A 26174-nucleotide genomic window follows, 5' to 3' on the forward strand; every position below is an offset into this window, starting at 1 on the left:
GGATGCTAGGGCAAGTGCTCAGCTCGCAGGGGGCTCCGGGTTGTGACGTTGCTCCCTCTGCCTCTGTGACCCGCCCCTCTCCTCCGTGTCGGGCCCGCCGGGAGCGGCGCCGCCGACCGGGTGCAGCGCACACGGCGACCGTCTGGGCCGGGGCAGCGCGGAGACGGTCCGCCCCGAGTGGTGCGGCACTCCCCAGGCCGCCCTGATCGCCGTGATCAGGGAACGCGCGCTGTACGGCGAGATCTCCAGCTCGTGTCTGGCCTGCGCCAGCAGATCCGGGTCGCCGTCGGCGTGGCGTGCCGCCCGGGCCCTGCGGCGCGCGAAGTCGGGGGTGCCGAACACGTCCAGCAGTGTCAGCGAGAAGAGCACGTAGGCCGACGCCTCGTCGACCAGCCGGCGGACCTCCTCCGGAACGTTCTGGGCGGCGCTGCCCAGCCGCTCCTGAAGGTCGTAGAACGCCACGTGCCGCAGCGCCTGGTGGAGTTCGGTGGACGGACAGGGACACAGCTGCCGGAAATGGTCCATCAGGGAACGGAAGGTCAGCAGCACCTCGCTGGTCTCACGCGTCCACTGCTGCTTGCCGAGCAGCGTGCGGAACCCGGCCAGCGTCTCCGCCAGCTCCTCCAGGATCATCTGCCGCGAGATGTCGGTCAGCTCGAAGAACCGGGTCTTCTCCTCGATCTCCATGATCCGCAGGCCGTAGCGGATGAGGTCGCGGGGGATCCCGCCCGACAGCGCGTGCGCCAGCAGGCTGTACGGCTCCGACAGCCCTGCCGCGCGGCGTTCGAGGATGTTCTTCGACTCGGCGAGCGTGCAGGGCGGCACATGGACGATGTCGTCCAGGGAACTGTCCGTCACCCCGCGGTGCGGCAGCCCACGGCGGACGAAGGAGGCGCCGACGTCCTCGGCCACCGAGATCAGGTAGTGCACATGGGGGACGCCCAGGATCGCCTTGATCTCGCCGAGGAACGCCAGGGCCTGGGTGTCCGAGCCGAGCCGGTCGATCTCGTCCACGGCGATGACCACCCGGCCCTTGCGGGCGTACCGCTCCCGCGCGATGTCGGTGAGCAGCTCCCGGAAGTCGGACACCAGCGCGGGCAGCGCGGGCGGCACCGTGGACAGCGAGGAGGTGTGGGAGGACACCAGCGCGGGCGGACCGCTGGTCAGGGCGAGCGAGGAGGACTGCACCGTCTGGAGCCGGTACAGCTCGTTGCGGCACCGGGTGACGAGCGGCGGTTCCGGCCGGCGCAGGGTCAGTCTGCCGGCCCTGAGCAGCAGCAGACCGAGCAGCAGACAGCCCAGCCGCAGCGGGTTGCCGGGGTCGGCCACCAGGGCGTGCCCCGCCGGGGTCCAGTAGAACGGGACCAGATCGAGGAAGAAGAGGGCGAGGAGGAACGGGCGGGCTTCGACGGTGACCGGGCCGACGGTCCACAAGGGGTCGAGGACGTATCCGAGGGCGAGGAGCATGGCGATACCGATGAGGACGGTCACGGTCCACGAGGGGAGCGCCCCTGTCTCTCCGACGTGCCGCCGGATGTCGTCGTCGAAGAAGAGGGAGACGGGCGCCGCGCAGACCAGGCACCGGCCGCCCAGGTCGGCGCCGCCGGCACGCAGTCCCGTCAGCAGTCCGCCCCACCCCCGCCAGCGGCGCGAGCGCCAGATCAGCACGCCGGCGCCGACGACCGCCAGGGCCGCCAGGACCTGGTGCCCCTGCCAGACCTCCCGCACGGCATGGCAGAGCTGGGCCCACAGAGCCTGTGCGTGATGCCGGACGGTGTCCGTGTAGCGCACCCGTAGGGACCGGACGGCGGCCGCCAGGCCGAGGGCCACCAGCGCGGCCGCCGGCAGCGCGAAGCCGAGATACCGCGTCAGGCGCCGCAGCGGCGGGGCGAGTCGGCGGGCGACCCGGCCGACGGTCGACAGCCGGGCGAACTCGGGCACGTCGTAGTCGCCGTCCCGCAGGTACTGCTCGCAGACCTCGATGTACAGCGAGACCAGGAACTCGTACGGGGAGTAGGTCGCCGGAGCCTGGACCACGACCGCGAAGTCGGCCTCCTCCGCGCAGTTCTCCAGCAGCGTCGACTTGCCCGCGCCGCGCGGCCCGCTCACGGCGATGGTGCCGCCCTCGCGCTGGGCCACCTTCCGGGTGAGCCGCCGGGCGGCCTCGTTCTCGATGACGTACTGCCGGTTGCGCGGGGAGCGCAGCCCCTCGTAGCCGTCGGGCAGCAGCAGGGAGTCGCTGTCCTCGCCGAGGAGCGCCTCGACCACCCGGGCCATCAACGGACCGACGCCCTTCGCCTGCAACTCGCGCCGCCATGTCTGGCCCCGGGAGTCGGCCAGCCTCTCGTACACCGGGACGACGGCGCTCAGCAGGGCTTCTCCGGCGTTGTGCCGCACCCGCATGCGCCGCCGCGGATCGCGCCGCACGGCGTATCCGGCCGCGGCCAGCACCGCCGCGGCGCCCGCGACCATGGTCCAGGGGGCCAGGACGAGCGCCAGCAGGAGGCAGGCCGTCAGGCCGAGGAGGACGAAGGTCTCGGGGGCCGGCGGATCGTGCAGATAGTCCCGCCGGTCCCGGGCGTCCTCGTAGCGCCGCAGCGCGACGCGGAACCGCTGCTGGTGCTCCAGGCAGGGCCGGACGGCCCGGCGCACGTTCGCCTCCGTCAGCATGTTGGCGCGCACGTTCTCCGCGGTGGCCTGCGGCCTCTTGCCCAGGCGCCGCGCTATGGCGGGTTCGCGCAGACAGAGGTCGACCACGGCCTCGTAGGCCGCGGCCTCCCGGCCGTAGGCGAAGGGGAAGGCGCTGTCCCACGGCAGGGTCGGGTGGCGTCCCGGCATGGTTGGGGATGACCTTTCAGAGGGTGGGGTCCGGCGTGGCCGAGGCGCGTGCGGCTTCGAGCCGTCTGCGCGGGATGCGGGTGCCCGGCCTGTGCCCGAGCGTGAAGTACGCCGTCAGCCCCGGCTCGTCGTCGCGGTCCGTGCCGTAGGTGACCGCGTGGGCCGACCCGTCGTCCAGCAGCCGGCCCACGCAGGTGGCGAGGGTGCGGGGGCCCGATCCGCGGTAGCCCCAGGAGAGTCCGGGCGCGTCCATGCTCGGCGCGGGATACAGGACGCCGTCCGTGGTGCGGACCCAGATCGGGTCGTCCAGCACGACCTCCTTCAGGACGGATCCCGCGGGCAGCCGTTTGGGTGCGCTGCCGAGGTAGCTGATCTCCCGTCTGTCCCGGGAGCCGAAGCGCCCCTTGAAGGCCACCACCGGACTGCCCGTGACGGGGTCCACGAACGCGCCCACCGGGGTGGCGCCGTCGCGTGTCCAGAGGCGGTGGATCGCGGTGGGGCTGACCCGGCGCAGCCGGTTGATCCACTCGGCGGCCTCGCGGGTGACGCGCGAGCGGACGATGCTGAAGACCCCGCCGAAGGGGAAGTGCTCGCCGCTCCACATGCTGATCTGCTCCAGGCACTCCACCGCCTCGTCGTCGGTGCGGGCGCACAGCTCGGCGAGGCCCCGCGCGACCACGTCGGCCGGGACCGTCTCGGACCGCCCGGGGTCCTCCGTCGCGGGGACGGCAGGGAGGACCATCGCGGCGCGCTCGGCGGCCGTCCTGGGGTGTCTCGCCCGCTTCTCGAGGACGCCCGTCACCTCGTGCTCGGCCGACTCGGCGGACCGGGTCCTGATCTCGTGGCCGATGGTGAAGCAGGCTCCGCGCACCGCCGAGCCCTCCGGCTCCGCCCGCGCCAGCTCGTAGAGCGACTCCCAGGAGGGCGAGGTGACCACGTCGACGGGTGCGGGCCGGTCGCCCGGCCGCCAGGCGAGGAGATGCTCCGGCCTGCGCAACTCGACCGGCCACCACGGCACTTGCGTCCCGATGTGGGCCGCGATCTCCGACCACCGGGGTTCGTACGGCAGCTCGGGGCGGTCGCGGTCGACCGCCTCCAGGGCGGGGCCGTAAAGGTCGTACTGCGTCTGTACGACCACGACGGTCACGGCGTCGGCGTGGAACTCGAGGAGGTCGCGCGGGGTGCGGACATGGCCGCGCGGATAGACGACCGCCACCACCCCCGCGCCGGTCCGCCACAGCCCCGCGAAGTGCTCCCGGTCGTGTCCCACCTCGTCGGACGCCGCGTACCGGCCGCAGAGGTAGTCGGGCTTGGTGTCCGGAGCGGGACGCAGCAGGGCGGGAACGGCCCCGGACAGCTCCGGGTGCCGGCGGGCCAGCCAGCGGGCGAAGCCCTGTGCCGGCCACTTGGTGACCCCGTCCGTGTACTCCGTGTCGATCGGCTCGATCATCCCCGGTGCTGTGCTGATCCGCTCCCAGGCCCCGCTCGACAGCTCGAAGGTGCCCTGGAGTTCGGCCGCCGTCATGTCCTCCACCGCGTCCCCCTCCCGCTCCGGCCTCCATCATGCCGACCCCCACTGACAATCGCGGGCCGCGGGGGAGGAGGGGCCCTACGCCTCCTCGAAGCCCGGCACCAAGGCGCACATGGCCGCGCGCTGTTCGGGGCCCATCGAGTCGGCGAGGGCCTCCCGGACGGAGCGGGCGAGCAGGACGGAGGTCTCGCGCAGCAGCTCGCGCGCCTTGTCGGTGAGGGCGATCACCACGCCCCGCTTGTCGCCGCGGACCGAGCCGCGGCTGACCAGCCCGGCGTGCTGGAGGCAGGCGACCTGGTAGGTGAGCCGGGTCTTGGGGCGGCCGAGGAGGTCGGCGACCTGGGTCATGCGCAGCCCCTCGCGGGGGTGTTCGGCCAGCAGGCACAGGATCAGGAACTCGTCGTGGGAGACGTCCAGGGCCTCCCGTACGGCCGAGCGCAGCCGCTGCTCCACCGCGCCCGTCGCGGCCAGGACGACCATCCAGGCCCGCAGCTCGTCCGGGAGCAGTCCCTGGCCGGTTCCCGCGGCGGGGCAGGCGGGCTGCTGGTCGGGGGCGTCGGTGTCGGAGGCGGGCATACGCCGAGTCTACCGCCTTGTCCAATTTTGGATGAGTGAATGTTTATTATTGGACAAGTTGGTTGTCCAAATCTGGATGACTGGGTTGTTCAAATTTGGATGAGCGGCTAGCGTGGGGCCGTCCCCAAGTGGCCAACCGATCGAGGAGGACGACCGTGACGGTCGCCGTGGAAACAGGCACCTGGCAACTCGACCCGACCGCGTCCACCGTGGGCCTGCGGCACAAGACCTACTGGGGTCTGGCCACGGTGCAGGGCACCTTCGCCACGGTCGCCGGCAGCGGCGTGGTGCAGCCCGACGGCTCCGCCACCGGCACCCTGACCCTGGACGTGGCCTCGCTGGACACCAAGAGCGCCAAGCGGGACGAGCACCTGCGCTCGGCCGACTTCTTCGACGCCGGCCGCCACCCGGAGATCACCCTCGCCGTCGACAGCGCCGAACGCCAGGACGGCGACCGGGTCCGCTTCTCCGGCCGGCTCACCGTGCGGGGCGTCGCCAAGCCCGTGTCGTTCACCGCGCGCCTGTCCGACGCGAGCGCCGGCGCGCTCACCCTGGAGACCGAGTTCACCGTGGACCGCGAGCGGTTCGGCGTCGGCAAGAACCCGCTGGGCATGATGTCCGGGCCGACCACCGTCACGGCCGCCCTGCGCTTCACCCGCACCGCCGACTGACGCCGGGGCGTGCGGCCCCAGGTCAGCCCGCGTCGCCCAGCTCGGCCCGGCGTACATCCCGGCTGGACAGCGTCTGCGGGGTCGCCGTGAACGCGCGCAGACGCAGGTGCGCGCTCCGCTTCGCGGGGACCGGGAAACTCCCGGACGGCGCCCGCAGCTCGACGGTCGCCGTGGTGTGCGCGGGGATCGTGGCCGGTCCGTGCGCCAGGGACCAGAACCGGTTCATGCCCTGGCCGACGGTGAGCATGTAGTACGGCGTGAGCGCGTCGTCGCCCGTGTTGGTGACCCGCACGGTCAGCGCCGACAGCGTGCGCGCGGAGGCGTGCCGGACCCCGGTGATGTCCATCCGCAGCGGCGGCCTGCCCGTGGCCCCGAGGGTCGCGCTCACCAGCGCGGGCGCGACCAGCAGGACGACCGCCGCGGCCAGGGCCGACCGGCGCCGCGGCCCGGCCGCCCAGCGGGGGCGCGGCTGCCACGCGCGCGTGAACTCCGACAACGGCACGGTGACCGCCGCCGCCAGCCACAGCGGTGTCATCAGCAGGTAGTAGCCGTCCTGGGAGCGGGTCGCCAGAAAGAAGGCGCACCAGGGCAGCACGGTCGCGGCCGGGCCGAGCCGCTGGACGAACAGCACGAACAGCGCCAGCAGGGCCGCGGCGAGCAGCATGCTCGCGTGGCCGTACCAGTCGAGCCGGTCGCTGCCGTGCGTGAAGTACAGCGAGATGCCCACCAGGCCCTGACCGTGCACCAGCGCACCCTGCGTCAGCGGCAGCGCGATGCCCCGGATCCACGGACCCGGCTCACTGACCACGAAGTACGCGTTGATCACCAGCCAGGCGAGGACCGCGATCCCCACGAACCGCAGCACCACCCGCGCGGCGGCCCGCCCGCCCAGCTCGCCCCGGCGCACCGCGTAGATCCCGGCCAGCAGGAACGGCGTGACGAACCAGGGCAGTTGCTGGGCCGCGCAGGCGGCCCCCAGGCATACGGCCCGTACGACGCCGTACGCGCCGAGCCGGCCGCGCGCGCCGAGCCGGGGCCAGCACACCACCACCGGCATCAGCAGCACCATGCCGACGATCGCCGGATAGCCCTGGCGGGCGTACATCGGCAGGAAGCCGAACCCCAGGCAGAGCATCGTCGCCGCCGAGCGCCACGGCACCGGCAGCAGCCGCCACAGCAGGACCGCGCCCGCGAACAGCACGACCGTCACCGCGAGGGTCGCCGGCGCGCCGCCGTGGCCCAGCCACAGGAAGGGCGCGGTGAGCAGCGGGGCCAGCGGGGGATAGCCGTAGGTGAAGTCGTAACCGCCGGTCGTCGTCGGGGTCAGGGCGACGCCCTTGCCGTGGAAGAGCCAGGGCCACGGCTGGTCGTACACCTGGTGTCCGGCGGCCAGTTCCCTGGCGGCCTGGGTGGTGAGGACGGCCTCGTCGCCGCCCGCGTGGTTGAGCGCCCAGGTGCACAGGGTGAGCACGATCGCGGTCGCCAGCACCACGAGGTCCAGGCGGGCCAGGGAGCGCGTCCGGCGGACCGTCAGTGTGAGTACGCCGGTCACCAGGATGGCGGCGTAGCACAGGGAGATGACGCCCGCGAGGACCACCTGGTGCGAGGCGGCCTGGGTCCACACCGTGCGGGTGCCGATGAAGAGGCTGACGTCGGCGAGCAGGGTCAGTACGCGGTGCCACTGCGCGGGGGCGCCGGGGCTCTGGGTGCGGACCCCCGGGGCGGCGGACACCGCCGACTGTGTCCCCCGGCCGGGTATCACCTGTGGTGTTTCTGCCAAGTGCACGCGCGGACGCTATCGGCGGCGTCTGAACGACGCGTGTCCACAGGTGAAGAGAACGGTATGAGGGCGGCACGGAGCGGGCGAATTCGGATAAGTGGTGCAGGTCGGGGCGGTGCAGCCGCGCCGGAGCGGTCGCGCACCGTGTCGTTGTTGGGCCGAACGGGTGACTTGGCGTAAGAATTGGCTGGTGCAGGCATTGAGTGCGAGTCAGGTCGGGGGGAGCCGGTGAACCGTTACGACGTCACCGATGAACAGTGGGAAGGGCTCGCCCAGGTCGTGCCGCTGCGGGGCCGGGACGCCTGGCCGTCCGCGGTGAACCACCGCTCGCTGCCCGACGCCGAGACGGAGACGCGGCGCCGCTTCGTGGTGCTGCGGGTCAACGTCTTCGCGGACGCCCGGGAGGTCGCCGAGACCGTGATGGCCGGCGCGCCGGTGCTGCTCGACCTGTCCGGCGCGGAGAGCGAGGTCGCCAAGCGCGTCCTCGACTTCAGCACCGGCGTCGTCTTCGGCCTGGGCAGCGGGATGCACCGCGTCGACCGCAACGTCTTCCTCCTCACCCCGCCCGGCACGGAAGTCAGCGGCCTGATGGAAGCCTCCGGCGGCTGACCGGCCCCCGGCACGTCCGGCACCGGTTCGCCCCGGGGCATCAGCCCGACTGCCGTCCGGGCCCGCTCCGTCCTAACGGCACGCTCCGCAGCCACCGGGCGCGGACGGCGCTCCACGCCCCACTGCGCCTCGGCCCGCGCCGCGGAAGGCCTCGGCGATGCAGGGCCGACGACGGCGCGCCGAGCGTGTCCGCGTCGGCCGACAGGGAGGGGGAGGGGCGGGCGAGCCCTTCGGCTGCCCTGAAGGGGTAAGGCTGCCCGTCGGTGCCCGGTAGGGCTGAGGCGGGCTTTCGGTTGCCCGGGTGGGGCAGGCGCAGTCCGCCTCGCCGTGGTGCGTCGCCGACGGGTGTCAGCCACCGCGTGCCGGCTGCCCGGCCCCTGGCCCTTGGCCTCGGCTCCTGGCCCCGGTCCCTGGCCCCTGGCCCTGGCCCCGGCCTTCCGGCCTCCGGCCTCCCGGCCTCCCGGCCTCCCGGCCTCCCGGTTCCACGGGCCCCTCGGAGCGGAGCGCCAGGTCGTCGTGGGGGCCGTTGCTTCCCTCGATCGGTGGAACGTGACGGTGCGAAAACGGTTCGGCGGGTGGGGGGAGACTTACGGTCCGGACATGGCCGTGCCCTCTGTGCCTTCCGTGTCCGCCGGGACCGTTCCCGCGCAGTCCCGTCGCACCGTCGATGTCCGCGCCAGAATCACCGAGTTGCGGCTGTCGGCCTTCGCCGGGCATCGCCGGGCCGGGTTTCCGCTGGGGCCGGTCACCGTGTTCGCGGGACCCAGCGGGGCGGGCAAGTCCACCGCGCTCGCGGCCTGCGAGGCGCTCGCGCGGCTCGGCTCCGGCGCCCCGCTCCGGGAGGTCTTCGCGGACCCGGTCGCCTGTGTGCCCGAGCGGGCCCGCCCCGACGCCGAGGGCCGGCGCGGCTTCCGCATCGGCTGTACCGCCGACGGCGGCCAGGGCCCGGTCCGGCTGGACCTCGCCGTACAGGCCGAACCGGAACTGCGCATCGTGGGGGAGCGGCTGAGCGCGGGCGGCACCGTGCTGCTGGAGACCGCCCTGCGCGACCCGGGACGCCGTACCGTCCAGGCCGCCTGGCACACCGCCGGCTCCGCCCCGGTGACCCGCGCGCCGCTCCCCGACGACCGTCTCGGCACCGCCCTGCTGCCGCTGCGCGTGGCCGGCAAGACGGAGGGGCAGCGGCATGTGCTGGCCGCGGCCGAGCAGATGGTCGTCGCCCTGCGCTCGGTCTTCTCCTGCGACCCCCGCCCCGACTGCATGCGCACCCCCGTCCCCACCGGCTCCGGCCGGCTCCTGCCCGGCTGCGACAACCTCGCCGACGTGCTGTGGCGCACCCGCGCGGAGTGCGGACGACGCCACGGCCAGCTGGTCGAGGCGCTGCGCGCGGGCTGCGCCGGCCCGGTGACCGACCTGGTGGCCGAGCCGCTCGCCGACGGCACGGTCCGGGCGGTGCTCGACCGGGGCGACGGCTTCCACACCGAGCTGGCCCGCCTCGGCGACGGCGAACTGCGCTATCTGGCGCTCACCCTGATCCTGCTCACCGGCCCTGGCGTCCTCGACCTGGACGCGCCCGGCGAGGTGCCCGACGCACTGCGCACCCTCACGGTCGTCACCGACGGCTTCGACCGCGCCCTCGACCCCGTCCAGCGCCGGGAACTGCTGACGACGGCGGCCCGGATGGGCGAGCGCGGCCACATCCGCTGTCTCGCCGCGGTGAGCGACGCCTCGTGGGCCACCGGGACCCCCGGCGTCACGGTGGTACACCTGAACCGTGACGGAACACCCTGACCTGGCCCGACTCCAGCGCCGGCTGGCCGAGTTCGCCGCCGCCCGGAACTGGCAGCCCTACCACACCCCCAAGAACCTCGCCGCCGCGCTCAGCGTGGAGGCCTCCGAACTGGTCGAGATCTTCCAGTGGCTGACCCCGGAGGAGTCGGCCCGGGTGATGGAGGACCCCGACACCGCGCACCGCGTCCGGGACGAGGTCGCCGATGTCCTCGCCTACCTCCTCCAGTTCTGCGAGGTCCTCGGCATCGACCCGCTCACCGCCCTCGACGCCAAGATCGACCGCAACGAACAGCGCTTCCCCCGCGGCGAACCATGAAGCGGACCGGAAGCGGATGAGACCGGACCCTCCAACTCCGTTATCACTCTCCGGAGTTGACTCCTGGGGCGATTCCGAATTGTTGTCCACAGATTTCCGTCTTCCTCTGGCTTTTCGCCCCACAGACCCTCACTCTGGGTAGTGAACAGAAGAGTTCACTCGGCCGTGCGAGGCAGCGCGGTGGACGGACGGGGGTACGGCGTGGAAGCGATAGGTCTGATCCTCACGAGCCGGCGCGCCCTGACGGGCGGCACCGACGCGCCGGAGCTGATGGCGGAGGTGTGGCAGGCACAGGCCCTGGCCCAGGCGATCGGCAGCCGGCTCGCCGTCTCCGGTCCGCCGGAGCTGCGCGGCGAGGCGCTCGGCCTGACCGAGCTGGCGGGCCGGGGCTGCGGCGTCCTGGACCCGCCCGAACTCGACCCCGGCGATCTGCGCGCCGCCCAGCTCACCGGGTTGACCGACGCCCGCGAGACCCTGCTCTGCCTGGGCGGGCTGCTCGCCGAGGTCGGCATCACCCTGGTCGGCCTGGCCAGCACCGCGGCCGACGAGACCACGTACTGGCAGTGCATGGAGGCCATCGACGCGGCCGACGAGTCCCGTGACCGCGTCCTGGAGATGCTGCGCAAGCTGGCCGCGCGCGAGGAGGCGTTACCCGAGCGGGAGTACGGCTGAGTGAAGCAAGCGAGGGGACGGGGTGCGGCGAGGGCGTCGACGGCATGTCCGGTGCGGTGCCGCCGGCGGCAGCCGAGGGGTCAGGCGGTGCCCAGCTCCGCCTCGCCGGCCGGGGTCCGCCGCGGTCCCCCCGCCTGAAGATCCGCCAGGGCCGACAGATCCGCGTTCAGCGCGGCCATCAGCTCCTCCATCTGCTCCAGCAGCCCCTTGGGCCGGCCGGCGGAGCCACTCGGCTGACCGGCCGGGCCACCCTGCGGCGGAACCGACTCTTCGGACATGACGGCCTCCTCGGCCCCCGGCCCCGGCAGGGCCGGCGCGTTGACGCGCGACGGCGGCCACCGTCCGGCGCGGGTGCCGGACGGTCCGGCTCCGACGGCCCAACGATCACCGCCGGGGCCGGTCACTGGCCCGGCGCCCGGCCCGCGCGCGGGACGGCGAATTTCACCCGACCGGGGACCGCCGCGCCACGGGGTACCGGCGAGGTTGACGGCGCCCGGGGCGTGCAGGATGGATGTATGGACCTTCGAATCTTCACCGAGCCCCAGCAGGGGGCCACCTACGACACCTTGCTCACCGTGGCCAAGGCCACCGAGGACCTCGGCTTCGACGCCTTCTTCCGCAGCGACCACTACCTCCGCATGGGCAGCTCCGACGGACTGCCCGGTCCCACGGACGCCTGGATCACGCTCGCCGGACTCGCCCGCGAGACCCGGCGCATCCGCCTCGGCACCCTGATGACCGCCGGCACCTTCCGGCTGCCCGGTGTGCTCGCCATCCAGGTCGCCCAGGTGGACCAGATGTCCGGCGGCCGGGTCGAGCTGGGCCTCGGCGCGGGCTGGTTCGAGGAGGAGCACAAGGCGTACGGCATCCCGTTCCCGAAGGAGAAGTTCGGGCGGCTGGAGGAGCAGCTGGCGATCGTCACCGGGCTGTGGGCCACCGAGGTGGGCAAGACCTTCGACTTCCACGGCAGGTACTACGACCTCACCGAATCGCCCGCGCTGCCCAAGCCGGCCCAGCGGCGGATCCCGGTGCTCATCGGCGGCCACGGCGCGACCCGCACGCCGCGGCTGGCCGGCCGGTACGCGGACGAGTTCAACATGCCGTTCGCCTCGGTCGAGGACAGCGAGCGGCAGTTCGGCCGGGTGCGCGCCGCCGCCGAGGAGGCCGGCCGGGCCGCGGACGAGCTGACGTACTCCAACGCCCTCGTGGTCTGCGTCGGCCGGGACGACCAGGAGGTGGCCCGGCGTGCGGCCGCGATCGGCCGTGAGGTGGAGGAGCTGAAGGTCAACGGACTCGCCGGTTCCCCGGCCGAGGTGGTCGACAAGATCGGCCGGTACGCCGAGATCGGCTCCCGGCGGATCTACCTCCAGATCCTGGACCTCGACGACCTGGACCACCTGGAGCTGATCTCCGCCCAGGTCCAGTCGCAGCTGTCGTAACGCCCCCGCGGCAGCCCCCTGGCCCGGCCGGCTTCGCCCGGGCCAGGGGGACGGGGGACTCAGCCGCGCTGGGCGAAGCCGTAGTCGAGGATCTTCGTCGCGTCCTTGAACCGCTGGTCCACCGAGGTGTCCGCGAGGATCGTGCCCACGACGGTCTTGCCGCCCCGGGTGGCCGCGAACACCAGGCAGAACCCGGCCTCCGTCCCGGAGCCGGTCTTCACGCCGATGGCGCCCTTGTAGGTGTCGAGCAGGGTGTTCGTGTTCTTCCAGGGGGCCATGGCGGTGGTGCCGCCACCGGGCCGGTACGACGTCATGTCGGCGTACTTCTTGGTGCCGACGACCTTCTTGAACGTCGCGTTCTTCAGCGCGGTCGCGGCCAGCTTCGCCAGGTCGCGCGGCGAGGCGTGGTTGTTGCCGTTCGACACCCCGTCGAAGGAGTCGAAGTAGGTGTTGGTCAGCCCCAGTTCACGGGCCTTGGCGTTCATCTTGGCGATGAAGGACTTGGTGCGGGCGGCCGTCGTCGAGCCGGTGCCGTAGGTGTCCGCCAGTGCGTAGGCCGCGTCGCAGCCCGACGGCAGCATCAGCCCGTACAGCAGGTCGCGCACCTTCATCGAGTCACCGAGGACCAGCCGTGCGCTGGAGTAGCGCTGGACATGGGTGACCGGGTCGATCACGTAGTCCGTGTACTCCTTCTTGATCTTCACCTTCCGGTCGAGGTTCAGCTTCGGCTGCGACAGCACCACGAGCGCCGTCATGATCTTCGTCGTGGAGCCGGTGCGCAGCGGTGCGGTGGCGGCCTTGGTGAACAGCGCCTTGCCGGTGGCCGCGTTCATCGCGTACGCGCCCTGCGCCGACACCTGCGGCGCCGCGGCGGACACGCGCGACGGCGCGCCCGCCGACGTGTGCGGCTGTGCCGCGGGCGCCGCCTGGGCCGGTGCGGCCGCGAGGATCCCCGTGGCGAGGACGGCACCGGCCGCCGCCGTGGCGACGGCTCTGCCGCCCGCGCGCATCCCTCGACTGGTCGTCATGGTTCGTTCCCCTTGCGTCAGTGGTCAGTTGACAGGCGCTCACTCCATCAGGTCCGGGTTCCCGCGGCCATGGCGGAGATCACAGCGGCCGGTGCGAGCGCCGCACGGTGTGCCGTATCCGTGGAACCTGTGACGGAACTGTGGGCTCCATCACAGCGCCCGTGATCGCGAGCTGATCGGATGACCGGGTGCGCAAAGTGCTTCCCCTCACCCTCACCGGCCTGCTGGCCCTGTCGGCATGCCAGTTCACCGGTCATGACGACGACCATGCCGAGCAGGCCCGGCGACTCAACACCATGGCGGCGTTCCCGCTGCACAGCTATCTGCCGGACCCCGCCTCGGACGACGGGAAGACCATCGTCAAGGCGCAGTGGCTGCTGGCCAAGCGGTGCATGATCGGCCTCGGGTACGCGGGCTTCTCGGCGCTCGACACCAGCACCGTCGAGTCGACCTACCCGGTCCGCAAGGGAAACGCCCCGCTCAGCAGCTCGGTCGGTGACGACAGCCCGTACGGCGTCGACGACCCCGATCTGGCGGCCCAGCGCGGCTACCACCTCCGCGACCCGGAGAAGGACAGCCAGCCGCAGGAGTGGCCCGACGACCAGTACCTCGCGCTCACCGGCGCCTTCGGCTCCGGCGACAGCCACCTCGCCCACGGTCACGCCATCCCCGAGGGCGGCTGCCTGGGCCGGGCGACCCGCACGCTGTACGGCGCGCCGCCCAAGGCGACGAAGGTCGGCGGGCTGAAGCTCACCGGCTCCTTCGCGCTGGCCATGGAACTCTGGTACGAGTCCCACAAGCAGGCGCGGAAGGACCCGGCCTGGAAGAAGGCCGACCGCGCCTGGTCGGCCTGTATGAAGAAGAAGGGCTTCCACTACTCCGATCCCGACCAGGCCACCGACGACTTCGCCTGGCACCGGACCGACGGGCCTTCGGAGAAGGAGACGAAGACCGCGACCGCCGACGCCCGGTGCAAGCTCGACACCGACTACATCCGCACCGTGCACACCATCGACATCCGCGCCCAGAAGGCCGCCATCGGCGGGCACAAGGCCGACCTCGACCGGGTGCTCGCCGCGGACGCCCGCGCCCTCGACAAGGCCCAGGCGGTCATCGACCAGGAGTCCTGAGCGCCCCGGACGCCACCCCGGCCGCCCTGTGACACGCCTGTGACAGGAACTGTGGCCTCCGCCCTACACCGGCCGGTCCGCCCCCGTCGACGATCACCGGATGCGCCGAACCCCGCTCCTTCGCGCCGCCGCCGCGGTGACCCTGCTCGCGCTGACGGGCTGCGGCTCGAAGACGGCCGGACCGGGCGGGACCGGCGCCGAACCCCGCTGCCCTTCCGCCACCGGCACCCCGCAGCCGCTGCCCGCCGCCACCCCGACCCGGGACGGGGTGACGATCACCGGCGTGTCCGGCGGCGGCCACGGCTGCCGGAGCGGCCGCCTCTTCGCCGACTTCACGGTCACCAACCCCGAGCGGACGGCGATGACCTACACCGTCACCTTTCGCTTCCGGCCCGCGCCCGGCGACGGCACCGGCATCGCCCGGCAGACCGTGCCGGGCGTCGGACCGGGCCGTACCGTCCGCGGCAGCGTCGTACTCGGCGAACTGCCCGCGGGCGCCTCCGCCGTGGCCGGCGTGTCGGTCGAGCAGGTGCGCAGCGTCCCCACCGCCGAAGCGCCCTCCCAGGGCGGCCCCTGCCCGGCCTCCGGGACACGCCTCTACCCCGACCAGGGCGACGCCGCCATGGGGCTGCGCGTCGTCGGCCTGCACCTGGAGAACTGCGGCACACGCCCGTACGCCCTCGACGGCCGCCCCGCACTCCGCGTCCTCGGCGCCGACCACGCACCCGTCACCGGCGTCCGGATCGTCCCCGGCGAAAGCGTCGCCACCAGCACCGGCGCCGACGGCACCCCGCGGCCCCTCACCCTCGCCCCCGGCGAGCGCGCCTATGCCGCCCTCGTCTGGCGCAACACCACCGAGGCCGGCGCCCCCGTCAACGCGCCCTACGTACGGGTATGGGCCAGGCCCGGCGCCGCGCCCGTGACGGTGACCCCCGAACTGGACCTCGGTACCACCGGCCGGCTCGGCGTCGGCCCCTGGAAGAAGGAGGACGCCGGCTAGCGGGGTGCGGAAAACCAGTGGTCGCAGCGGTGGGGGAGCGACAGACTCGGTGGCGTGTTCCTGACGATCTCCACACACGGCGACTCCGCCCGCCCGGCCACCGACCTCGGATTCCTGCTGCACAAGCACCCTGACAAGGCGCAGCGGTTCTCCACCTCCCACGGCACCGCGCACGTCTTCTACCCCGAGGCGGACGACACGCGCTGCACGGCCGCGCTGCTCCTGGAGATCGATCCGGTCGCGCTGGTCCGGCGGGGCAAGGGCAAGGGCCGCGGCGGCGCCCCCGACGCGGCGCTCGCGCAGTACGTCAACGACCGGCCCTACGCCGCGTCCTCGCTGCTCGCGGTCGCGCTGAGCGGTGTCTTCTCCAGCGCCATGCGCGGGGTCTGCACCGCCCGCCCGGAGCGGGCCGCCACCCCGCTGCCGCTGCGCATCGAGATTCCCGCGCTGCCCGCCCGCGGCGGACCGGAACTGGTCCGCCGGCTCTTCGAGCCGCTCGGCTGGGCGGTGACCGCCGAACCGGTCGCCCTGGACAGCGAGTTCCCGCAGTGGGGCGACTCGCGCTACGTCCGCCTGGTCCTTCAGGCCGGGACGCTGACCCTCGCCGAGGCGCTGCGCCATCTGTACGTCCTGCTGCCGGTGCTCGACGACGCCAAGCACTACTGGGTCTCGGCCGACGAGGTGGACAAGCTGCTGCGGGCCGGCGAGGGCTGGCTGCCCGGGCACCCGGAGCAGAAGCTGATCGTCGGCCGCTATCTGTCCCGCCGCTGGTCGCTGGCCCGGCAGGCCATGGAGCGGCTGGAGCTGGTGCGGCTCGCGGAGGCCGACGACAGCGAGGTCGAGGACATCGACAACGCGGTCGGGGAGGAGACCGAGACGGAGGAGCGGCCGACCCCGCTCGCCGTGCAGCGCCGGGAGGCGATCATCGACGCGCTGGGCGCCTGCGGTGCCGCCCGGGTGCTCGATCTCGGCTGCGGCCAGGGCCAGTTGGTGCAGGCGCTGCTGAAGGACGCGCGGTTCACCGAGATCGTCGGCGTCGACGTGTCGATGCGTGCGCTGGCCATCGCGGGGCGGCGGCTCGGGCTGGACCGCATGGGCGAGCGGCAGGCCGCGCGGGTCCGGCTCGTCCAGGGCTCGCTCGCCTACACGGACAACCGGCTCAAGGGCTACGACGCCGCCGTGCTCAGCGAGGTCGTCGAACACCTCGACCTGCCCCGGCTGCCCGCGCTGGAGTACGCGGTGTTCGGGCACGCCCGCCCGCGCACGGTCCTCGTGACCACGCCGAACGTCGAGTACAACGTCCGCTGGGAGACCCTCCCGGCCGGACATGTGCGCCACAGCGACCACCGCTTCGAGTGGACCCGCGAGGAGTTCCGCGCCTGGGCGGCCGCCGTCGCCGAACGGCACGGCTACACCGTGGAGTTCCGTCCCGTCGGCCCCGACGACCCCGAGGTGGGACCGCCCACCCAGATGGCAGTGTTCACCCTCGACGCCGTGAAGGAGGCGAAGGCAGCATGACCGAGGCGACCGACAGCAAGCGGCGGGTCCTTCCCGTCACCGACCTCTCCCTCGTCGTCCTCGTCGGCGCCTCCGGCTCCGGCAAGTCGACCTTCGCCCGCCGGCACTTCAAGCCCACCGAGGTCATCTCCTCGGACTTCTGCCGCGGACTGGTCTGTGACGACGAGAACGACCAGAGCGCCACCCGGGACGCCTTCGACGTCCTGCACTACATCGCCGGCAAGCGGCTGGCGGCCGGCCGCCGGACCGTGGTGGACGCCACCAGCGTGCAGCAGGACAGCCGGCGCCAGCTGATCGAACTCGCCCGGAAGTACGACGTCCTGCCCATCGCCATCGTGCTGGACATGCCGGAGGAGGTGTGCGCCGAGCGCAACGCGGCCCGCGCCGACCGCGCGGACATGCCGCGCCGGGTCATCCAGCGGCACATCCGCGAACTGCGCCGCTCGCTCCGCCACCTGGAGCGCGAGGGCTTCCGCAAGGTGCATGTGCTGCGCGGCCCGGCGGAGGCCGAGCAGGCCACCGTCGTCACCGAGAAGCGGTTCAACGACCTGACCCACCTCACCGGCCCCTTCGACATCGTCGGCGACATCCACGGCTGCTCCGCCGAACTGGAGTCCCTGCTGGGCAAGCTGGGCTACGTCGACGGAGTCCACCCCGAGGGCCGTACCGCCGTCTTCGTCGGCGACCTCGTCGACCGCGGCCCCGACAGCCCCGGGGTGCTGCGCCGGGTGATGTCGATGGTGAAGTCGGGCAACGCCCTGTGCGTGCCCGGCAACCACGAGAACAAGTACGGCCGTTACCTCAAGGGCCGCAACGTCCGGCACACCCACGGACTGGCCGAGACCATCGCGCAGATGGAGCAGGAGAGCGAGGAGTTCCGGCAGGAGGTGCGGGAGTTCCTCGACGGACTCGTCAGCCACTACGTCCTCGACGGCGGCAAGCTGGTCGTCTGCCACGCCGGGCTGCCCGAGAAGTACCACGGCCGCACCTCCGGCCGGGTCCGCTCGCACGCCCTGTACGGCGACACCACCGGCGAGACCGACGAGTTCGGGCTGCCGGTGCGCTACCCGTGGGCGGAGGAGTACCGGGGCCGGGCGGCGGTGGTCTACGGCCACACCCCCGTCCCGCAGGCGAGCTGGCTGAACAACACCATCTGTCTGGACACCGGTGCCGTCTTCGGCGGCAGACTGACCGCGCTGCGCTGGCCGGAGCGGGAGCTGGTCGACGTACCGGCCGAGCGGGTCTGGTACGAGCCGGCGAGGCCGCTGCGCACCGAGGCGCCCGGCGGTCTGGACGGCCGTCCGCTGGACCTGGCGGACGTGCACGGCCGCCGGGCGGTGGAGACCCGGCACGCGGGGCTGGTGGCGGTCCGCGAGGAGAACGCGGCGGCTGCGCTGGAGGTCATGAGCCGCTTCGCGGTCGACCCGCGCCTGCTGCCGTACCTGCCGCCGACCATGGCGCCGACGGCGACCTCCACGGCGGATGCCCGCGGCGGAGCCGCTGATGGACACTTACTGGAGCATCCGGTCGAGGCGTTCGCGAGTTACGCGCGGGACGGGGTCGAGCGGGTCGTGTGCGAGGAGAAGCACATGGGCTCGCGGGCCGTGGCCCTGGTGTGCCGGGACGCGGCGACGGCGCGCGAGCGGTTCGGCGCTGGGGGCACCTCCCGCTCGAGCGAAGCCGAGAGCGGGGGAGGCCCGACCGGGTCCCTCTACACCCGTACCGGGCGGCCGTTCTTCGACGACGAGAAGGTCACCGAGGAGATCCTCGGCCGGCTTCGCTCGGCGATCGGTGCCGCGGGTCTGTGGGACGAACTGGCCACCGACTGGCTGCTGCTGGACGCCGAGCTGATGCCCTGGTCGCTGAAGGCCGGGGGGCTGCTGCGCAGCCAGTACGCGGCCGTGGGCGCCGCCTCCGGCGCGGTGTTCCCGGACGCGCTGACCGCGCTGGAGACCGCCGCCGCCCGGGGTGTCGACGTCACCGGCCTGCTGGACCGCCAGCGGGAACGCGCCGCCGACGCGGCCGCGTTCACCGCCGCCTACCGCCGCTATTGCTGGACCACCGACGGCCTGGACGGCGTCCGGCTGGCCCCGTTCCAGATCCTGGCCGCCCAGGGCCGCAGCCTCGCCGCGCTGCCGCACGACGAGCAACTCGCCCTGATCGACCGGATGGTGGAGCACGACGGCACCGGGCTGCTGCGGACCACCCGGCGGCTGTACGTCGACACCGGCGATCCCGAGTCGGTCCGTGCCGGTGTCGACTGGTGGCTGGAGATGACCGGGCGCGGCGGCGAGGGCATGGTCGTCAAGCCGGTCGGCGCGCTGGTGCGCAGCCCGGAGGGCCGGCTGGTGCAGCCCGGCATCAAGTGCCGGGGCCGCGAGTACCTGCGGATCATCTACGGCCCCGAGTACACCCGGCCCGAGCAGCTCGGCCGGCTGCGGCAGCGGTTCCTGAACCACAAGCGGTCCCTCGCCCTGCGCGAGTACGCCCTCGGCCTGGAAGCCCTGGACCGGCTCGCCGCCGGGGAGCCGCTGTGGCGGGTGCACGAGGCGGTGTTCGGCGTACTGGCCCTGGAATCGGAACCGGTCGACCCCCGCCTGTAGGAACCCACTGCGCGGCACTACCCGGCCAGCCGCAGGCGGTGTGCGGACACGCCCAGGCGGACCGTCTGGCCCCAGGTGAGGTGGAGGGCGTCGGATTCGATGCCGTCGCCGAAGGCGATCAGGCGGTCGGACTCCACGGTGAGCGTCAGCGCCGCCGCGGCCGTGAGGTCGCCCGCCACCAGGGTCGTACCGGTGGCCGGGGACGGCCAGGCCTCGCGGACGAACCACACCAGGCGGTCCTCGGTGGGGGAGGGCAGCGGGAGCCGGCTGCCGCGCTCCTGCCACACCGAGCGGAGCCAGCCCGTCGCCCCGGTGCCGGTGCCGACCAGCACCCCGGAGGAGGCCTGGGCCTCGGCGACACCCCCGTCGCCGTCGAGGCCCAGGCGGTACCGGGCGGTCTGATGACCGGCGGCGCCCAGGTAGATCTCGTTGAGGGCCACCAGCCGCTGGGTGTCATCGGCGACGGCCTCCACCATGGTGAGTTCGTCGGCGCCGGTCTGATACACCCCCGGCAGAAGCTGCGCGGCGTCCGCCGGGCGGTGGCGCACCAGGACACCGGGGTTGCGGCCGGGATCGGCGTCGATGCCGATCACCGGCTGACCGGCCAGGTACTTGGCCACGTTCGCGACCAGCCCGTCCTGCCCGACCACCACGACCACGTCCTCCGGGGCGAACAGGAACCGGTCCAGGTCGGCCCGCTCCACCCGCGCCTGCCGCCAGGTCAGCGGCACCGCCGCGACCACCTCGGCCAGCGCCCGGTGGGCCCGCCGGTGCCGCTCGGCGACCTCCTCGATGTCCCGGCCCCGGGAGGCGAGGAAGAAGGCGGCCTGGCCGTGCGTGCCGTGCCGGGCCACCACCTCCTCGTACTCGGTGGTCCGGTGGACCAGTACGGCGCGCGGCGCGAGGCTCATGCCCCGGCCTCCGGTGCGCCGCCGAGCCGCGCGAGGAGCCCGGTCAGCACGTCCGGCGAGATGGTCACGCTGTCGATGTTCGGCAGGTTCTCGGCCACCCGCATCGCGGCGAGCGCGTGCAGCGTGGCCACCTCGGCGTCGGCGTGCACCCGCAGCCAGGCCGCCCGCGCCTGCGCCCGGGCCTCGCCCACCTCGCGCGCCTGCTCGGCCTCCGCGCGGGCGAGCCGTACCGCCTTGTCCGCCTCCGCCGCGGCCATCCGCTCCATCCGGGCGGCCTCGGCCGTCGTCATCCGCTCGGTGCGGGCGGCCTCCGCCTGCGCCAGCCGCTCGGTGCGGGCCGCTTCCGCCTCCGCGAGCCGTACCGTGCGGGTGGCCTCCGCGTCCGCGCGCACCGCGTCCGCCGTCGCCAGCTCCTCGGCCTCGCGCCGCGCGTTGGTGCCGCGCTGCTCGACCAACTGCTCCTCGCGCCGGGCGAGTTCGATCTTGCTGGCCAGTTCGTTCTCGGCGATCGCCCGCTCCCGCTCCACGGCCACCGCCCGGCGCTCGTAGGTCGCCCGGTCGGCCTCCTGCTGGATCAGCTCCCGGGCCGGTGTGCGCAGCGCGCGTTCCACCTCGGCCTCCGGGCGGACGGCGACCACGCGGACGGCGACCACCTCGATACCGGTGGCCGGGAGCCGGGGCTCCGCGGCGAGTCCGGCCGCGAGGCGCTCGCGCACCGCGGCGACCCCGCCGGTCAGCGCGGCCGCCAGCGGGGTGCCGGCCAGCACGTCCAGGGCGTGTTCCTGGGCCGTCTCGGTGAGCAGGGTGCCGAGCTGTTCCAGCGGGGCGCCGCGCCAGGCGCCGGTGTCCGGGTCGACGGAGAAGTCGAGCCGGGTGGCGGCGAGCGCCGGGTCGGCGATGCGGTAGGTGACCGTCGCCTGCACGGTCACGTCCTGGAAGTCGGCCGTACGGGCGTGGAAGGTCATCGCCAGTTCGCGGTCGTCCACCGGGATCTCGGAGAGGGCCGCGGTCAGCGCGCGGAACCAGAAGCTGAGCCCGGGCCCGTCGTGCACCAGCCGTCCGGAGCGGTGGTGCCGGATGTGCGCGGTCGGCGCGCCCCGCAGATGGCGCCAGCCGAAGCGGCGGGTGATGTCGGCCATGGGGTCCCCCTGGTTCCTCTGATTTTCGTCACTTAGACGATAAGCGGAGTACCCGCTTGTCGTCAAGGCGACGAAAACTGGTGTTCGGGGAATCTGCTCGGTTGCGGGTGAATCCGGGCCCCGGTGGTCAGGATGGAGGCATGGCATTCCATGTCGACTCCGAGGCCGGGCGGCTGCGCCGCGTCATCCTGCACCGGCCCGATCTCGAGCTCAAAAGGCTCACCCCCAGCAACAAGGACGCCCTCCTCTTCGACGACGTGCTCTGGGTGCGCCGGGCCCGCGCCGAGCACGACGGGTTCGCCGACGTGCTGCGCGACCGCGGGGTCGCCGTGCACCTCTTCGGCGACCTGCTCGCCGAGACCCTCCAGGTCCCCGAGGCCCGCACCCTCGTCCTGGACCGGGTCTTCGACGAGAAGGAGTACGGCCCCCTGGCCACCGACCATCTGCGCGCCGCCTTCGACCGCACGCCCCCGGACGCGCTGGCCCAGGTCCTGGTGGGCGGCATGACCAAGCGGGAGTTCCTGGAGCTGTACGAGGAGCCCGCCTCGGTCCGCTTCCACGTCATGGAGCTGGACGACTTCCTGCTCCCCCCGCTGCCCAACCACCTCTTCACCCGCGACACCTCGGCGTGGATCTACGACGGTGTCTCCATCAACGCCATGCGCTGGCCCGCCCGGCAGCGCGAGACCGTGCACTTCGAGGCGATCTACCGCCATCACCCGCTCTTCAGGGACGAGGCCTTCCGTGTCTGGTCCCGGGGGCAGGCCGACTTCCCCTCCACCATCGAGGGCGGCGACGTCCTGGTGATCGGCAACGGCGCCGTCCTCATCGGGATGAGCGAGCGCACCACCCCGCAGGCCGTGGAGATGCTCGCGCACAAGCTGTTCGCGGCCGGCTCGGCGCATACGATCGTCGCGCTCGACATGCCCAAGCGGCGGGCGTTCATGCACCTCGACACGGTGATGACCATGGTCGACGGCGACACCTTCACGCAGTACGCCGGGCTCGGCATGCTCCGCTCGTACACCATCGAGCCGGGCGTCGGCGAACGCGAGCTGAAGGTCACCGACCATCCGCCGGAGCACATGCACCGGGCCATCGCGGCCGCCCTCGGCCTCGGTGAGATCCGGGTGCTCACCGCCACCCAGGACGTGCACGCGGCCGAGCGCGAGCAGTGGGACGACGGCTGCAACGTGCTCGCCGTCGAGCCCGGCGTGGTCGTCGCCTACGAGCGCAACTCCACCACCAACACCCATCTGCGCAAGCAGGGCATCGAGGTGATCGAGATCCCGGGCAGCGAGCTGGGGCGGGGCCGGGGCGGGCCGCGCTGTATGAGCTGCCCGGTGCAGCGGGACGCCGTCTGACCGGCGGGCGCCGTCCACCTGGCGGACGTGAGGTGCGCAACGAGGGCGCGACTGTATAGAAATGTCGACCGTCGTATAGAATTCCAAAAGTCCGTGCCACCCGCATCCCTGGAGCGCCCCCATGGCGACAGTCCCGACCGCCCTCGCCGGCCGCCACTTCCTCAAGGAGCTGGACTTCACCGAGGAGGAGTTCCGCGGTCTGGTCGAGCTGGCCGCCGAGCTGAAGGCCGCCAAGAAGGCCGGGACCGAGACCCAGTACCTGCGCGGGCGGAACATCGCGATGATCTTCGAGAAGACCTCGACGCGCACCCGCTGCGCGTTCGAGGTCGCCGCCGCCGACCAGGGCGCCCACACCACCTACCTGGACCCCTCCGGCTCGCAGATCGGCCACAAGGAGTCGGTCAAGGACACCGCCCGGGTCCTCGGCCGGATGTTCGACGCCATCCAGTACCGGGGCGACAGCCAGGCCAAGGTCGAGGAGCTGGCCGCGCATGCCGGCGTGCCCGTCTACAACGGCCTCACCGACGACTGGCACCCCACCCAGATGCTCGCCGACGTGCTCACCATGGTCGAGCACAGCGCCAAGCCGCTGCACCGGATCGGCTACGCCTACCTCGGCGACGCCCGCTTCAACATGGGCAACTCCTACCTGGTCACCGGCGCGCTGCTCGGCATGGACGTGCGGATCGTCGCGCCCAAGGCCTACTGGCCCGCGCAGGACGTCGTGGACCGCGCCCAGCAGCTGGCCGCCACCAGCGGCGCCCGGATCACCCTCACCGAGGAGATCGCGGACGGGGTCGCGGGCGCCGACTTCGTCGTCACCGACGTCTGGGTCTCCATGGGCGAGCCCAAGGAGGTCTGGGCCGAGCGGATCACCGCCCTCGCCCCCTACGCCGTGACCATGGAGGTCCTGCGCGCCACCGGCAACCCGGACGTGAAGTTCCTGCACTGCCTGCCGGCCTTCCACGACCTCGGCACCGGCGTCGGCCGCGAGGTGTACGAGAACCACGGCCTGACCTCGCTGGAGGTCACCGACGAGGTCTTCGAGTCCGCCCACTCGGTCGTCTTCGACGAGGCCGAGAACCGCCTGCACACCATCAAGGCGCTGCTGGTCGCCACCCTCGCCTGAGGGGCCTTATCCTGACCGGCGGCCCAGGGAGCCACCCCTTCCCCGGGCCACCGCCGCGGCTGTACGACAGTCGCCCGCACCATCAGAAACGAGCACCACCCGTATGCCCGCTCCACGCATCAAGTCCCCGCACCTGCTCGTCGCCGAATCCGGCGCCGACCGCGAGGGCCACGGCCTCCAGCGCACGATGGGCCTGTTCCAGCTGATCTGCTTCGGTGTCGGCGCCATCGTCGGCACCGGCATCTTCGTGGGCCTGTCCGACTCCGTCGCGCAGGCCGGCCCGGCCGTCGTCGTCTCCTTCGTCCTCGCCGCGATCACCTGCGTCTTCACCGCCTTCTCCTTCGCCGAGCTGGGCGGTGCGATCCCGGTCTCCGGTTCCTCGTACTCCTTCGCCTACGCCGGCCTCGGCGAGTCCACCGCCTTCCTGGTCGGCTGGTGCCTGCTGCTGGAGTACGGCATCTCCATCTCGGCGGTCGCCGTCGGCTGGAGCCAGTACGTCAACGAGCTGCTGCACAGCCTCACCGGCCTCCAGCTCCCGGCCGCGCTGTCCGCGGGCCCCGGTGACGGCGGCGTCGTCAACCTCCCCGCGGTGATCGTCATCGCCATGGCCTCGGTGCTGCTGGTGCGCGGGGTGCGGGAGAGCGCCCGGGCCACCGCCGCCATGGCCGCGGTGAAGCTCGCGATCCTGCTCGCCTTCTGCGTCATCGGCTACAGCGCCTTCAAGCACGGCAACCTCACCCCGTTCTCCCCGGCCGGCCTCGGCGGCATCGGCGCGGGCACCACCGCCGCGTTCTTCTCGTACATCGGCTTCGACGCGATCACCACGGCCGGCGAGGAGGCCAAGAACCCGCGCCGGGACATCCCGGTCGCGATCATGGTCTGCATGGGCATCGTGACCCTGCTGTACTGCGCGGTCGCGCTCGCCGCGATCGGCGCCATCGGCGGCAAGCAGGTGGCCGGCCGCCCGGCGGCCCTGTCCTACGTCGTCAACGAGGTCACCGGATCCACCGTCGGCGGCGGGGTCATCGCCTTCGGCGCGGTCGTCGCGATCGCCTCCGTGGTCCTCGCGGTGATGTACGGCCAGACCCGCATCCTGATGTCGATGTCCCGGGACGGCCTGATCCCGCGCGTCTTCGAGAAGGTGAACCCGAAGACCTCCACCCCGGTGGCCGGCACGCTGATCGTCGCCGTCGTCTTCGCGCTCCCCGCGGCCTTCGCCTCCCTGGACGCCGTGATGAACCTGTGCACCATCGGCACCCTCGCGATCATGGCCGTCGTCAACATCGCGGTGATCGCCCTGCGCCGCCGCGAACCGGGCCTCACCCGCAGCTTCCGGGTGCCGCTGTACCCGGTGGTCCCGCTGCTCGGCGTCGCCTTCTGCCTCTACCTGATGTACGAGACGGGCTGGCAGACCTGGGTCCAGTTCGCGGTGTTCCTCGCGGTGGGCGCGGTGCTCTACGCCGTGTACGGCCGCCGGCACTCCACCCTGGCCCAGGCCCCGGCCGCGGAGGTCACGGCCGACGACGCTGTGCGGGAACAGCAGGCAGTGTGAACCACACCGCCTTGCCCGACGGGGTGGGGCGGTGACCGCAGGAGGAGCTGAGGGCGCGGATCAGCAGCAGCCCGCGCCCGCCCTCCTGCCAGACGTCCGGTTTCTCGATCACCGGGCGGGTCAGATGCCCTGGTGGCGCGGGGTCGGGGTCGTGCACCTCGACCTGGCAGCCGCCCGGCAGCAGCTCCACCACCAGCTCTATCGGCCCGCGCCCCGCGGTGTGCTCCACCGCGTTGGCCACCAGCTCGGCCGTGAGCAGTTCCGCCGTGTCGCTGTCCGCGGTGTGCTCCACCTCGGCGAGCGCCGTACGCACCAGGGCGCGGGCCACGGGCACCGCGGCGGCGGTGTGCGGCAGCGCGATGCGCCAGGAGGCCGATTCGGTGGGGCGTTCGTGCAAGGCGAGTCCGTTCATGGAGCAGGCTGTCCTGCTTTCGACTGTAGGAATGGTACGGGCCCGGCCACTACAGACCGTCGTCGGGCTTCGCCGGGACCCTCGGCCCCGGTACCGGCGGCCTACCCAGGCCGGTGGCCTGCCTCGCCCGTGCGGGCCCACTGTTACGGCGCTGTCGATGATCGG

22 protein-coding genes are annotated in these 26174 nt (G+C 72.9%); 13 read left to right on the forward strand and 9 right to left on the reverse strand.

From position 1 onward, the window contains the following. Positions 1-18 precede the first annotated feature (18 nt). The 3 genes from ACZ5CZ_RS32365 to ACZ5CZ_RS32375 all read right to left on the reverse strand — a co-directional run bounded on the left by ACZ5CZ_RS32365 (position 19) and on the right by ACZ5CZ_RS32375 (position 4945). Complete coding sequence (locus ACZ5CZ_RS32365; RefSeq protein WP_468947902.1) at positions 19-2838, reverse strand: P-loop NTPase fold protein; 2820 nt, start codon at positions 2836-2838, stop codon at positions 19-21. 16 nt (positions 2839-2854) lie between these two features. Further along, positions 2855-4372: a hypothetical protein gene (locus ACZ5CZ_RS32370; protein WP_468947904.1), complete on the reverse strand. Its 1518-nt coding sequence runs from the start codon at positions 4370-4372 to the stop codon at positions 2855-2857. A gap of 75 nt (positions 4373-4447) precedes the next feature. Next, the gene (locus tag ACZ5CZ_RS32375) at positions 4448-4945 is read right to left on the reverse strand and encodes a MarR family winged helix-turn-helix transcriptional regulator (protein ID WP_468947906.1); all 498 of its coding nucleotides are present in this window, start codon (positions 4943-4945) and stop codon (positions 4448-4450) included. Between the two features lie 155 nt (positions 4946-5100). Here ACZ5CZ_RS32375 and ACZ5CZ_RS32380 point away from each other — a divergent pair, with 155 nt between their 5' ends. Next, entirely contained in the window at positions 5101-5616 is a 516-nt protein-coding gene (locus tag ACZ5CZ_RS32380; RefSeq protein WP_385840516.1) for a YceI family protein, read from the forward strand. A 22-nt stretch (positions 5617-5638) separates the two neighbouring features. On the opposite strand, the gene ACZ5CZ_RS32385 is transcribed toward ACZ5CZ_RS32380, so the two are convergent. Next, complete coding sequence (locus ACZ5CZ_RS32385) at positions 5639-7348, reverse strand: hypothetical protein (RefSeq protein WP_468947908.1); 1710 nt, start codon at positions 7346-7348, stop codon at positions 5639-5641. A 276-nt stretch (positions 7349-7624) separates the two neighbouring features. Here ACZ5CZ_RS32385 and ACZ5CZ_RS32390 point away from each other — a divergent pair, with 276 nt between their 5' ends. From ACZ5CZ_RS32390 to ACZ5CZ_RS32405, 4 genes are all read left to right on the forward strand, one after another. Further along, positions 7625-8005 carry a cell division protein SepF gene (locus ACZ5CZ_RS32390; protein ID WP_385840517.1) on the forward strand — a complete coding sequence of 127 codons (381 nt, stop codon included), beginning with the start codon at positions 7625-7627 and terminating at the stop codon, positions 8003-8005. Positions 8006-8605: 600 nt separating this feature from the next. Next, entirely contained in the window at positions 8606-9796 is a 1191-nt protein-coding gene (locus tag ACZ5CZ_RS32395) for an AAA family ATPase (protein WP_385840518.1), read from the forward strand. Next, on the forward strand, positions 9780-10112 hold the full coding sequence (locus ACZ5CZ_RS32400) for a nucleotide pyrophosphohydrolase (protein ID WP_467543240.1): 333 nt from the start codon (positions 9780-9782) through the stop codon (positions 10110-10112). The genes ACZ5CZ_RS32395 and ACZ5CZ_RS32400 overlap by 17 nt, the downstream gene beginning before the upstream one ends. Positions 10113-10313: 201 nt before the next feature. Continuing rightward, positions 10314-10784, forward strand: coding sequence for a DUF6099 family protein (locus tag ACZ5CZ_RS32405; RefSeq protein WP_385840520.1), 471 nt, complete (start codon positions 10314-10316; stop codon positions 10782-10784). An 80-nt stretch (positions 10785-10864) separates the two neighbouring features. Here ACZ5CZ_RS32405 and ACZ5CZ_RS32410 read toward each other — a convergent pair whose 3' ends face one another. After that, positions 10865-11062, reverse strand: a complete 198-nt coding sequence (locus ACZ5CZ_RS32410; RefSeq protein WP_385840521.1) for a hypothetical protein — start codon at positions 11060-11062, stop codon at positions 10865-10867. Positions 11063-11299: 237 nt separating this feature from the next. On the opposite strand from ACZ5CZ_RS32410, the gene ACZ5CZ_RS32415 reads away from it, so the two are divergent. After that, positions 11300-12223, forward strand: coding sequence for an LLM class F420-dependent oxidoreductase (locus tag ACZ5CZ_RS32415; RefSeq protein ID WP_385840522.1), 924 nt, complete (start codon positions 11300-11302; stop codon positions 12221-12223). A 59-nt stretch (positions 12224-12282) separates the two neighbouring features. Here the strand turns inward: ACZ5CZ_RS32415 and ACZ5CZ_RS32420 are convergent, their stop codons facing one another. Next, entirely contained in the window at positions 12283-13251 is a 969-nt protein-coding gene (locus ACZ5CZ_RS32420) for a D-alanyl-D-alanine carboxypeptidase family protein (RefSeq protein WP_385840523.1), read from the reverse strand. Positions 13252-13448: 197 nt separating this feature from the next. On the opposite strand from ACZ5CZ_RS32420, the gene ACZ5CZ_RS32425 reads away from it, so the two are divergent. The 4 genes from ACZ5CZ_RS32425 (at position 13449) to ACZ5CZ_RS32440 (ending at position 19502) form a co-directional block, all read left to right on the forward strand. Continuing rightward, positions 13449-14381, forward strand: coding sequence for a hypothetical protein (locus tag ACZ5CZ_RS32425; protein ID WP_468947912.1), 933 nt, complete (start codon positions 13449-13451; stop codon positions 14379-14381). Between the two features lie 100 nt (positions 14382-14481). Continuing rightward, on the forward strand, positions 14482-15381 hold the full coding sequence (locus tag ACZ5CZ_RS32430) for a DUF4232 domain-containing protein (protein ID WP_468947914.1): 900 nt from the start codon (positions 14482-14484) through the stop codon (positions 15379-15381). 54 nt (positions 15382-15435) lie between these two features. Further along, positions 15436-16899: a 3' terminal RNA ribose 2'-O-methyltransferase Hen1 gene (locus ACZ5CZ_RS32435; RefSeq protein WP_468947916.1), complete on the forward strand. Its 1464-nt coding sequence runs from the start codon at positions 15436-15438 to the stop codon at positions 16897-16899. Further along, positions 16896-19502, forward strand: coding sequence for a polynucleotide kinase-phosphatase (locus tag ACZ5CZ_RS32440; RefSeq protein WP_468947918.1), 2607 nt, complete (start codon positions 16896-16898; stop codon positions 19500-19502). Before ACZ5CZ_RS32435 ends, ACZ5CZ_RS32440 begins: the two co-directional genes overlap by 4 nt. 17 nt (positions 19503-19519) lie before the next feature. Here ACZ5CZ_RS32440 and ACZ5CZ_RS32445 read toward each other — a convergent pair whose 3' ends face one another. Both ACZ5CZ_RS32445 and ACZ5CZ_RS32450 read right to left on the reverse strand, forming a co-directional pair. Then, complete coding sequence (locus ACZ5CZ_RS32445) at positions 19520-20413, reverse strand: hypothetical protein (protein WP_468947920.1); 894 nt, start codon at positions 20411-20413, stop codon at positions 19520-19522. Then, complete coding sequence (locus ACZ5CZ_RS32450; protein ID WP_468947922.1) at positions 20410-21552, reverse strand: SPFH domain-containing protein; 1143 nt, start codon at positions 21550-21552, stop codon at positions 20410-20412. The genes ACZ5CZ_RS32445 and ACZ5CZ_RS32450 overlap by 4 nt, the downstream gene beginning before the upstream one ends. A 140-nt stretch (positions 21553-21692) precedes the next feature. On the opposite strand from ACZ5CZ_RS32450, the gene ACZ5CZ_RS32455 reads away from it, so the two are divergent. The 3 genes from ACZ5CZ_RS32455 to ACZ5CZ_RS32465 all read left to right on the forward strand — a co-directional run bounded on the left by ACZ5CZ_RS32455 (position 21693) and on the right by ACZ5CZ_RS32465 (position 25597). Beyond that, positions 21693-22916: an arginine deiminase gene (locus tag ACZ5CZ_RS32455; protein ID WP_468947924.1), complete on the forward strand. Its 1224-nt coding sequence runs from the start codon at positions 21693-21695 to the stop codon at positions 22914-22916. A gap of 121 nt (positions 22917-23037) precedes the next feature. Next, complete coding sequence (gene argF, locus ACZ5CZ_RS32460) at positions 23038-24045, forward strand: ornithine carbamoyltransferase (protein ID WP_385840531.1); 1008 nt, start codon at positions 23038-23040, stop codon at positions 24043-24045. A gap of 103 nt (positions 24046-24148) precedes the next feature. Beyond that, positions 24149-25597 carry an amino acid permease gene (locus ACZ5CZ_RS32465; protein WP_385840532.1) on the forward strand — a complete coding sequence of 483 codons (1449 nt, stop codon included), beginning with the start codon at positions 24149-24151 and terminating at the stop codon, positions 25595-25597. Here ACZ5CZ_RS32465 and ACZ5CZ_RS32470 read toward each other — a convergent pair. Beyond that, the gene (locus tag ACZ5CZ_RS32470) at positions 25557-26009 is read right to left on the reverse strand and encodes an ATP-binding protein (protein WP_385840533.1); all 453 of its coding nucleotides are present in this window, start codon (positions 26007-26009) and stop codon (positions 25557-25559) included. The two genes, ACZ5CZ_RS32465 and ACZ5CZ_RS32470, sit on opposite strands and share 41 nt — an antisense overlap. Positions 26010-26174: the final 165 nt, after the last annotated feature.

The sequence above is a fragment of the Streptomyces sp. NPDC031418 genome (assembly GCF_055581605.1).